We start from the raw sequence: 2495 nt of genomic DNA on the forward strand, positions 1-2495 counted from the left end.
TGTTGATTTCCACTGAGAGCTGACCCGGCGCAGCCAGATATTTCCATTGAGAATTGACCCATGTTTCAACCGTCCCTCGCATGTTTTCAGCGGGGGCTCTGGAGTGATCGACATGGCGTTACTGAGCGTGATCCGGCGCTGGCATTTTCGAGAGCATCTATCGATCCGGGAGATTTGCCGCAGGACCGGCTTGTCCCGGAATACCATCCGCAAATATCTGCGCGCCGACGGCGTGGAGCCAAAGTTCAACGTGCCGGAGAGGCCGAGCAAGCTTGATCCGTTTGCAGATCGGTTATCGGCCTGGCTGAAGACGGAGTCGAAGAAAGGCCGCAAGCAGAAGCGGACGATGAAGCAGCTACACGTTGATCTTGTCAGCCTCGGCTACAAGGGGTCCTACAATCGTGTGGCGGCATTTGCGCGGGAATGGCGCAATGATCGTCAGAGGGAATTGCAAACGACGGGCCGCGGGACATTTGTGCCCCTGATGTTCGAACCAGGCGAGGCCTTCCAGTTCTACTGGTCAGAAGATTGGGCGATCATCGGTAATGAGCGCACCAAGCTGCAGATCGCCCACACGAAGCTGAGCTACTCCAGGGCCTTCATCGTCCGGGCATACCTCCTGCAGACGCATGAGATGCTGTTCGATGCCCATAACCATGCCTTCCGTGTCTTCGGTGGCATTCCTGGTCGCGGCATCTACGACAACATGCGCACGGCGATCGACAAGGTCGGTCGTGGCAAGGAGCGCGACGTCAACGTCCGCTTCATGGCGATGGCCAGCCATTATGTGTTCGAGCCCGAGTTCTGCAATCCGGCTTCCGGCTGGGAGAAGGGACAGGTCGAGAAGAACGTGCAGGATGCGCGTCATCGCTTCTTTCAACCGATCCCGCGCTTTCCATCACTGGAGGCCCTGAACGATTGGCTCGAGGAGCGTTGCAAGGAGTTCTGGGCCAAGACACCCCACGGTCAGTTGCGTGGCACTATTGCCGACATCTGGGCCGAGGAAGTCCCAGCTCTCATGACGCTCTCCAGGCCGTTCGACGGGTTCGTCGAATATACGAAGCGGGTCACGCCCACCTGCCTCGTGCATCTGGAGCGCAATCGCTACAGCGTTCCAGCATCCTTCGCCAATCGACCGGTGAGCCTCCGGGTCTACCCAGATCGTGTCGTGGTCGCCGCAGAAGGCCAGATCGTTTGTGAGCACCGCCGCGTCATAGATCGGTCCCATGATCGGCCGGGCCAGACCGTCTACGACTGGCGTCACTATCTGGCGGTGGTGCAGCGTAAGCCTGGTGCTCTTCGTAACGGCGCACCGTTCATCGAGCTTCCCGATGCATTCCGGACCTTGCAGCAATACCTGCTCAAGAAACCGGGTGGCGATCGGGAGATGGTCGATATCCTGGCGCTCGTCCTTCAGCACGAAGAGCAGGCAGTCCTGTCTGCCGTCGACATGGCGCTGAAGTCAGGCGTTCCGACCAAGACGCATGTGCTGAACCTGCTGCATCGGCTCGTTGGCGGCAAATCCTTCACGCCGCCAACCCTCGATACCCCTCAGGCACTGACGCTCACCAATGAACCCAAGGCTAATGTTGAACGATACGACACCTTGAGAAAGACGGAGGCTCGCCATGCGTCATAATCCAGCAAGCGGCGCGATCGTCATCATGCTGCGGCAGTTGAAGATGCATGGCATGGCCCAGGCCGTCGGGGAACTTACTGAGCAGGGATCGCCCGCGTTCGAGGCTGCCCTTCCGATCCTGTCGCAGCTTCTCAAGGCAGAGATGGCGGAGCGCGAGGTTCGATCAACGGCCTATCAGCTCAAGACAGCACGCTTTCCAGCCTACCGTGACCTGAATGGCTTCGACTTTACCAGCAGCGAGATTAACGAGGCGCTCGTGCAACAGCTTCATCGCTGTGACTTCCTCGATGACGCCAACAATATCGTTCTGGTCGGCGGACCTGGCACGGGAAAGACGCACATTGCCATCGCGCTCGGCGTTCAGGCAATTGAACACCACCACAAGCGGGTAAGGTTCTTCTCGACGGTCGAACTGGTCAACGCGCTCGAGCAAGAGAAGGCACAAGGCAAGTCAGGACAGATCGCCAATCGGCTCGTCCACTCTGATCTCGTCATTCTCGACGAGCTGGGATACCTGCCATTCAGTACTTCAGGCGGGGCGCTGCTCTTCCATCTGCTCAGCAGACTTTATGAGCGCACCAGCGTCATCATCACCACCAACCTCAGCTTCAGTGAATGGGCAAGCGTCTTTGGCGACGCAAAGATGACCACCGCGCTGCTCGACAGGCTCACCCACCACTGCCACATCCTCGAAACCGGAAACGACAGCTTCCGCTTCAAGAACAGCTCGGCGCATCAGCCCAAAACATCAAAGGAGAAACGCAGGAACTTGACCCAGACCAACAACACGAACGATACCTAAAGGCGGGTCAATTCTCGGTGGAAACGCCGGGTCAGCTCTCAGTGGAAATCAACA

At 58.2% G+C, this 2495-nt stretch carries 2 protein-coding genes; both read left to right on the forward strand.

All coding sequences use genetic code 11. The annotated features are described in order from the left end of the window. Nucleotides 1-112 precede the first annotated feature (112 nt). The gene (gene istA / locus J2045_RS23110) at nucleotides 113-1639 is read left to right on the forward strand and encodes an IS21 family transposase (protein WP_307377762.1); all 1527 of its coding nucleotides are present in this window, start codon (nucleotides 113-115) and stop codon (nucleotides 1637-1639) included. Further along, on the forward strand, nucleotides 1629-2441 hold the full coding sequence (istB, locus tag J2045_RS23115; RefSeq protein ID WP_307377765.1) for an IS21-like element helper ATPase IstB: 813 nt from the start codon (nucleotides 1629-1631) through the stop codon (nucleotides 2439-2441). The genes istA and istB overlap by 11 nt, the downstream gene beginning before the upstream one ends. Nucleotides 2442-2495: the final 54 nt, after the last annotated feature.

Source organism: Peteryoungia aggregata LMG 23059 (assembly GCF_030814435.1).
Taxonomy (GTDB): Bacteria; Pseudomonadota; Alphaproteobacteria; order Rhizobiales; family Rhizobiaceae; genus Allorhizobium; species Allorhizobium aggregatum.